6 protein-coding genes are annotated in these 7,561 nt (G+C 69.3%); 4 read left to right on the top strand and 2 right to left on the bottom strand.

Translation table 11 applies throughout. The features are described from left to right. Nucleotides 1-195: 195 nt before the first annotated feature. Nucleotides 196-1,509 carry an aspartyl/asparaginyl beta-hydroxylase domain-containing protein gene (locus NON22_RS17325; RefSeq protein ID WP_257388200.1) on the top strand — a complete coding sequence of 438 codons (1,314 nt, stop codon included), beginning with the start codon at nucleotides 196-198 and terminating at the stop codon, nucleotides 1,507-1,509. Nucleotides 1,510-1,578: 69 nt separating this feature from the next. Here NON22_RS17325 and NON22_RS17320 read toward each other — a convergent pair whose 3' ends face one another. Further along, on the bottom strand, nucleotides 1,579-2,952 hold the full coding sequence (locus NON22_RS17320; RefSeq protein ID WP_257388199.1) for a sigma-54-dependent transcriptional regulator: 1,374 nt from the start codon (nucleotides 2,950-2,952) through the stop codon (nucleotides 1,579-1,581). 209 nt (nucleotides 2,953-3,161) lie between these two features. On the opposite strand from NON22_RS17320, the gene NON22_RS17315 reads away from it, so the two are divergent. The 3 genes from NON22_RS17315 (at nucleotide 3,162) to NON22_RS17305 (ending at nucleotide 4,052) form a co-directional block, all read left to right on the top strand. Further along, entirely contained in the window at nucleotides 3,162-3,323 is a 162-nt protein-coding gene (locus NON22_RS17315; protein ID WP_257388198.1) for a DUF1328 family protein, read from the top strand. Nucleotides 3,324-3,400: 77 nt separating this feature from the next. Beyond that, entirely contained in the window at nucleotides 3,401-3,838 is a 438-nt protein-coding gene (locus NON22_RS17310; protein WP_257388197.1) for a ferritin-like domain-containing protein, read from the top strand. Between the two features lie 13 nt (nucleotides 3,839-3,851). Then, nucleotides 3,852-4,052, top strand: coding sequence for a CsbD family protein (locus NON22_RS17305; RefSeq protein WP_257388196.1), 201 nt, complete (start codon nucleotides 3,852-3,854; stop codon nucleotides 4,050-4,052). Nucleotides 4,053-4,317: 265 nt separating this feature from the next. Here NON22_RS17305 and NON22_RS17300 read toward each other — a convergent pair whose 3' ends face one another. Beyond that, nucleotides 4,318-7,188: a TonB-dependent receptor plug domain-containing protein gene (locus NON22_RS17300; RefSeq protein WP_257388195.1), complete on the bottom strand. Its 2,871-nt coding sequence runs from the start codon at nucleotides 7,186-7,188 to the stop codon at nucleotides 4,318-4,320. Nucleotides 7,189-7,561 lie beyond the last annotated feature (373 nt).

The raw sequence follows: 7,561 nt of genomic DNA, 5'->3' as shown, positions 1-7,561 counted from the left end.
GCCGGCAGCGGCGGCGCGCTCGCCGCGCTGCTCGGCCGCGAGGCGCTGGAACCCGGCGCGCTGCAGCGCGGCCTCGGCGGCCTGCCGATCGGTCTTGCGCCGGGACGCTGGCAGGCCTATACGGAAGTACTCGCCGCGGGGTTCGCCGAACTCGCGCCGGGCCGCTGACCGCCGTTTCGCCGGAACCCTTCCCGCATGCATCCATCCGACAGCCTGTCGCCGGTCCTGCAGGCGCAGCTCGCCGCAGCCCGCGGCGCCGCTGCGCAAGGTCGAATTGCCGAGGCCGAGCAGCTGTTCCTGCGTCTCGTGGATGCCGTGCCGGGACTCGCCGAGGGACTCAACTTCCTCGGCATGTGCGCACTGGCGCGGCAGCAGACCGGCGAAGCCGTCGCGCTGCTCGAACGCGCGCGCCAGGTCGTCCCCGACGATGCGGAAACCCTGAAGAACCTCGGCCAGGCGTATCGCCGCGCCGGCCGTCTCGACGCGGCCGTCGATGCGCTGCGCGGCGCGGTCACGCGCGAGCCCGCCTATTTCCTCGCGCGCCTCCACCTGGCCGGCGTCCTGCAGCAGCTGCAGCGCGACGACGAGGCGCTGCCGGAATATTTCCGCGCGCTGCGCAGCGCGCAGGAGCATGGCGAATGGCTCAACGAGGCGACCACGCCGCCGGGTCTGCGCCAGCCCGTGCTCGCGGCCATGCGCTACGTCGACCAGGGCCGGCATGCGCTGTTCGACAGCGCGCTCGCGCCGCTGCGCGCGCGGTTCGGCAATGATGCGCTGCGCCGCGTCGCCCGCGCGCTCGCGATCTACCTCGGCGACGAGCCCGCGCATTACCCGAATCCGGCGCAGCGGCCGCTGTTCCTGTTCTTTCCGGAAATCGCGTCGCAGGCCTATTACGAGCGCTCGCGCTTCCCGTGGCTCGACGCGCTGGAAGCGCAGACCGGCGCGATCCGCCTGGAGCTCGTCAACCTGCTCGCGGCCGAGCACGGCTTCGAGCCGTTCCTGCGTTTCGACGGCGACGCGCGCATCGACGACTACCTCAGCGGCCGCGAAGGCCAGCGCGCCTGGACCGGCTTCTTCTTCTATCGCCACGGCGAGCGCCGCGACGACAACTGCGCGCGCTGCCCGGTCACGTCCGCGGTGCTCGACAGCCTGCCGATCGTGCGCATCCGCGAGCACGCGCCCGAAGTGCTGTTCTCGCTGCTGACGCCGGGCGCGCACATCCTGCCGCACCGCGGCGTTACGAACACCCGCCTGGTCACCCATCTGCCGCTGATCGTGCCGGACAACTGCGCGCTGCGCGTCGGCGGCGTCGACCACGTCTGGCAGGAAGGCCGCTGCGTCGTGTTCGACGACACCTACGAGCACGAGGCCTGGAACCGCAGCGAACGCACGCGCGTCGTGCTGATCCTCGACACCTGGCATCCGGACCTGACCGAGGTCGAGCGCGAGGCGCTGACGGCGCTCGTCGGCGTCATCGGCGACTTCAATCAACGGGCCGGCGTACGCTGAACCCGGCGCGGCCGGCGGTCCGTCTCCGGCTCGCCGGCAACCTGCGGTCGACGGAGCCGGCGTGTCGCCTCAGCCCAGCCCGTACGTCTTGCGCTTGCGATACAGGGTCGACGCGTCGATACCGAGCTGGCGCGCGGCAACGTCGAGCGTCGGCGTCGCGCCGAGCACGGCCTCGATGTGCGCGCGTTCGAGCTGTTCGATCGTGACCGGGTCGCCGGCGCGCGGCGTCGCACTCGCGAGGCTCGTCGCGTTCAGGCCGGCGCTCGCGAACGGCAGGTGTTCGTAGGCGATTTCCTCGTCGGCGCAGAGGATCACCGCGCGCTCGATCGCGTTGGCGAGCTCGCGCACGTTGCCGGGCCAGGAATAGGCCAGCAGCGCGTTGCGCGCGGTCTCGGTGAAGCGCCGCGCCGGCCGGCGGTAGCGTGCGACGAGGCCGGTCAGCAGCCGGTCGGCGATGCCGAGTATGTCCTCGGGCCGCTCGCGCAGCGCCGGCACGGTCAGCGCGATGACGTTGAGGCGGTAGTACAGGTCGTTGCGGAACGTGCCGTCGGCGACGGCCTGGGCGAGATCGCGATTGGTCGCCGCGATCAGGCGCACGTCGGCCGTGCGCGTGCGCGGATCGCCGACGCGCTCGTATTCGCGGTCCTGCAGGAAGCGCAGGAACTTCGGCTGCAGCGACAGCGGAAACTCGCCGATCTCGTCGAGGAACAAGGTTCCGCCTTCGGCGACCTGCACGCGGCCCTGGCGATGATCGTGCGCGCCGGTGAATGCGCCTTTGACGTGGCCGAACAGTTCGCTCTCGAGCAGCTCGGCCGACAGCGACGGACAGTTCACGGTCGCGAAGCCGGCCTTGCGCCGCATGCTCCAGAGATGGATGTTGCGTGCGAGCACGTTCTTGCCGGTGCCGCTTTCGCCGAGCAGCAGCACGGTCGCGTCGGTCTCGGCGGCCTGGCGCGCCATTTCCAGCAGCCGGCTCATGGTCGGGTTCGCGCTGTCGAGCAGGTCGGGCAGGGTCTCGGCGCGCGCCGATTCCAGCTCCTCGATGCGCCGCTCCATGCGCCGCGCCTGGATCTGCTGCTCCACTGCGTGCAGCAGCTTCTCCGGCTCGCAGGGCTTGATGAGGTAGTCGGCCGCGCCGGCGCGCATCGCGCTGACTGCGATGGCCGCGTCGGATTCGGCCGTGGCCATGATCACGCGCATCCACGGCGCCGCGGCGCGGAGCTGCGGCAGCAGATCGAGGCCGAAGTCCTCGCCGACGTGCAGGTCGAGGATGCAGACGTCGAACACGCTGCGCGCGACGGCGGCCAGCGCCGAGCCCGTGTTCTGCGCGGTGTTGACCTGATAGCCCTCGTCCTCGAGACAGAGGCGGAAGTTGCGCAGCACGGTCGCGTCGTCGTCGACCAGCAGGATGCGTTCGCGCGGTGAAGTCACGGTTTCGTTCATTGCGATCTCAAGGCTGAGCCCTTGCACTCTGCACGGGCCGCGGGCGCTTTCCTGCAAACCGCCCAGCAGCAATGTCGGCGATGAAGAGCAAGGCTATGAAATGTATCGGGAAAATTCCAGCTTCCCGCCTGGCATGCGGATTGACTCCGTTAACCCGACCGCGGCGGCAACGCTCAGCGACGCGGAAAGCAAGCCTAAGGAGATAACCCATGTTGCATTACGCCGTTGTGTTTTTGGTCGTCGCACTGATCGCGGCCGTGTTGGGTTTCGGCGGCATCGCTGGTGCGGCCGCCGGCATCGCCAAGATCCTGTTCTTCGTGTTCCTGGTGCTGTTCGTGATCTCCCTGATCACCGGCCGCCGTCGCGTCTAGCCCGGCCGCCCGTCCGGCCGGGGCCTGCGGCCCGCGGACGGCGGCTCTATCCGCCACGCCAACCCCTGGAGAATTGCATGAGCACCGCGAGCAACCTCAAAGACCTGATCGAACTGCTCAACGACGGCGAGAAGTTCTACAGCGAAGCCGCCACGAAGGTGAAGACCCCGGCCTACGCCAACCTGTTCCAGCGCATGGCCCAGCAGAAGCAGGCCATCGCGAGCGATCTGTCGGCGCGCCTGGCTGCCTACGGCGAAACCGCGCCGCAGGGCGGCACCATGCTCGGCTCGCTGCGCAAGCTCTATGCCGACGTCCGCGCCAGCATGACGAAGGACAACGAGTCGGTCTACGTCGGACAGCTCGAGCAGACCGAGGACCGCATCCTCGAAGCGTTCCGCGACGAGCTGACCCAGAGCGAGGACATGGAGCTGCGCCGCATCGCCGAGCGCCACTATCCGGACCTCAAGCGTACCCACGACGAGATGCGCGACCTGAAGCGCCGGCTCGCCGCCTGAGAGGACCGCCCGAATGAACCGCGACATCATCCAAGGCAAGTGGAAGCAGCTGGCCGGCCAGGCCAAGGCGCAATGGAACAAGCTGACCGACGACGATCTCGGCGTGGCCGACGGCCATCGTGACTATCTCGTCGGCAAGCTGCAGGAACGCTACGGCTGGGAGCGCGAACGCGCCGAAACCGAAGTGAAGCAGTTCGAGTCGCGGCTGCACTGACGGCTGCGGCACAGGGCGCCGCCGCGGGGAACTTGCCGCGGCGGCGCAGGATCGAAACTTGAGTCCTGTCCGACAGGACCCACTTTTCCCCTAACGGACCGGTCACCGCTGAACCCTTCCCCGACCGACCGGTCCGGCACCGCTGAGAAGCGGCGCGGCACCCGCCCACCCCAAGGGGCCGAGTGCGGACCCGAAGCGGCGACGTTCCCCTGCGTCGCCGCTTTTTTTGGCTGCGTTTCCACCGGTGCTTGCGGCTGCGGCCGCTTCAGAAGCGCTGACGGTAGCTCGCGTACCAGTAGCGGCCAGGTACGTCGAAATCGGCGAAGAACGAATTGAATTGGGTGGAGTAGGCCACCGGCGGATCGCGATCGAACGCGTTGCGCACGCCGAGCGTGAATTTCGCGTTCCACGGCGCCTGCCAGCTCGCTTCCAGGTCGAAATACGTCACGCTCGCGACGCGGTTCTGCGGCGCCGGCGACGCCGTGCCGGAGCCGTCGACGTCGATCTCGCGATAGGGCCGCGAGCACAGCGAGTTCAGGTTGGGCTGGCCGACATACTCGGCGACGTCGGTGACGATGCTGCAGTCCTCGTCACCCGGCGAGAAATAGCGTGCGCCGACCGAGGCGCTCCAGTCGTCGCGCTGCCATTGCAGGCTCAGGTTCGAGCGCAGACGCCAGACCACCGTATAGAAGCCGCCCGGCGTGCGGTTGTCGGCGACGATGTTGCCCTGCGCCAGAGTGCCGTCGGGCAGCAGGGTGTTGCGCGCCGGCTGGTGCAGCTCGCCGTAATAGTCGACGTAGGCGTTGTCCCAGACCACCGCCAGATTGCCGGCACTGGTCGTGCGGCGATAGGTCAGGCCGAAGTCCACGCCCTCGGTCTCCAGGCCGCCGGGCAGGTTCTGCGCCGTCGCGACCACGCTGTAGAGGCTGCCGTCGGGCGCACGCACGATGCGCCGGCACGCGGCCGCGTCGCCGCGGTCGTAGCAGTCGCCGAGCACGGCTTCCGGCGTGCGGTCGCCGATCGCGTCGCGGATCTGGATGCGGTACCAGTCCAGGTTGACCTCGAGCCCTTCCAGCCATTGCGGCGAGTAGACCAGGCCCAGCGAACGCGACAGCGCGCGCTCGGGCTTGAGCTCGCGGTTGCCGCCGTAGGTCACGTAGGTTTCGCCTTCGATCACGTCGACCGGCACGCCGGCCGCCTGGCAGCGCGCGAGCGTCTGCGCCGACGGCGAATTGGCCGCGGCGCAGGGATCGGTGACCGGACCGATGCTGTCGTAGTTGCCCGAATACAGGTCGAACAGGCTCGGCGCGCGGAAGCCTTCGGCGATGTTGCCGCGCACGAGCAGGTCGTCGACCGGCTTCCAGCGCAGGCCGAACTGCGAATTGGTGGTGCCGCCGAATTCGGAATAGTCCGAATAGCGCGAGGCCAGCGACACGTCGAGCTGGCGCGCGAACGGCTGGCCCTCGAGCAGCGGCAGGTTGAGTTCGGCGAACACTTCGTCGACCGCATAGCTGCCTTCGGTCGCGTCGTAGGTCACGCCGGTGCCGTTGGCGTTGCCGCTCGCGATGACCGCGTCGGGCCGGTTGTAGCCCTCTTCGTCGCGCCGCTCGTAGCCGACCGCGAGGCCGACCGGCCCGGCCGGCAGGTCGAACACGTCGCCGGCCGCATGCACCTGCAGGTCGCGCGAATCCGAGCGCTTGCGGTTGTGCGCGGAGATGCCGACGTAGTCGAGCATTTCCGGCGTGATCGAGCCCGGCGGACCGAACAGATTCAGCGGCACGCAGCCGGCGATGACGGCGCCCGGGCTGCCGCAGCGCGCGACACCCGACGCGTCGCGGAACGACGGACCGAGCGCGAGCGCGAGGCGGCTGTTGTCCGCATACGGCGAGACGAACTCGCGCGAGTCGGCGCGAGTCGCGCTGTAGTTCAGGCTCCAGGTGAAATCGCGCGCGCCGAGTGCGAACAGGCCGTCAAGTCCGAGTCCCAGCCGCGTCGTCGTGGTCTTCTGCTCGAAGCGGCGCGGACCGGCCTCGCTGAAGCGGCGCGAGCCGGTCACGACGGCTTCGCCGAACGGGTTGTAGACGTTGTCGGCGGCGATGCCGATGGAGTTGCCGGCGGGATCGAGCAGGAACGGCGAGAACGAGACGACCGGCTCGGCGAGCTGCTGCGAGGAAAGCCGTTCGTTGCGCAGCAGGTTCGCGCTGAACGCGAGCTTCGGGCTGAATTCGTAGCGGCCCTGGGCGAACAGCGCGCGGCGCTCCTGCGGCGTCTGCAGATAATTCTGCACGGTGTAGTTGTAGCCGTCGGTCGCCGGATTCAGCGGACGGAAATCTTCCGGCGACGTCCCCGGCCGGCCGTCGATCAGGCGCCGGTAGCCGCCGCCGGAGGCCAGGATCAGGCGCGAATACGGCGAGGTCAGCGAGCCGGTCGCTTCGAGCGGCAGGCCGTAGTAGGGCAGGCGCGAGATCGCGCGGTCGCGCGCGAAGATGGGCTCGTCCTTGCTGTAGGTCGCGCCGGCCGCTGCGCTCCAGCCTTCGCCCTTGGCGCCGTAGGTCAGGTCGAACGCGCGGCGCTGGCCGTCGCTGTAGCTGTAGTTCTCGCCGAAATAGGCCGAGGCTTCGCCGCCGGTGTAGGCGCGCCGTGTCACGATGTTGACGACGCCGGCGATCGCGTCGGAGCCGTAGATCGCCGAGGCGCCGTCGCGCAGCACTTCGACGCGTTCGACCAGGGCCAGCGGGATTGCTGTCAGGTCGACCGCGCCTTCGAGACCGGAGACGAAGCGCTGGCCGTCGAGCAGGACCAGGGTGCGGTTGTCGCCGAGGCTGCGCAGGTTCAGGCGCGCCTCGCCGTTGCCGCCGTTGTTGATGTTGCGGTTCAGCGTCTGGCCGTTGCTCGTGATCGTCTGCAGGATGTCGCCGACGTCGGTCAGGCCCGTGCGCAGCAGCGCCTCGCGTTCGATGACCAGCACCGGATGCTGCGTCTCCATGTCGACGCGGCGCAGATGCGAGCCGGTCACTTCCACCTGTTCGAGCTTGATCGCGTCGTCGTCGACCTTGAGCTGTTGCGCCGCGGCCGGCGCACAGGCCAGGGCCAGCAGCGAAACCACGAGCGCGGTGCGATGTCTTTCCGCCGTCATTAGCGACTCCTGGGGCAGGATGCGGGCTGCTTCCAGTGGCCGCCGCCTCGTGCTCCGCGGTATTGCCGCGGCATCGTCCGCGCCGGCGCGCCGGCGGCGGGGACGCCGGAAGGTGCGGAGCGGGGACGGCGGTCGGTGCGCTGGAGGTTCCCGAAAAGTGATGTGTCGAAAATTGCGCGAGCGGCCGATAGTAGCCAAATGCCGGCTGACTAGGAAAGTCTTCGTACGAATCGAATACTAGACATCGCGGCCCGGCCGTCTGCCGCACCGCGCCATCGGCGTGCGCGGCATCGTGCGGCCCCGGGCCGGCGCTCGTGCCGGCTCCGCTTCAGTGCGCCGCGGCCGCGAGCGGCAGCTCGAACGCGAACACGCT

Origin of the sequence: Tahibacter caeni (genome assembly GCF_024609805.1) — a bacterium.
Classification (GTDB): Bacteria; Pseudomonadota; Gammaproteobacteria; order Xanthomonadales; family Rhodanobacteraceae; genus Tahibacter; species Tahibacter caeni.
Note: the sequence above shows the minus strand (reverse complement) of the source record. Positions and strands in the feature narration are given on the sequence as shown.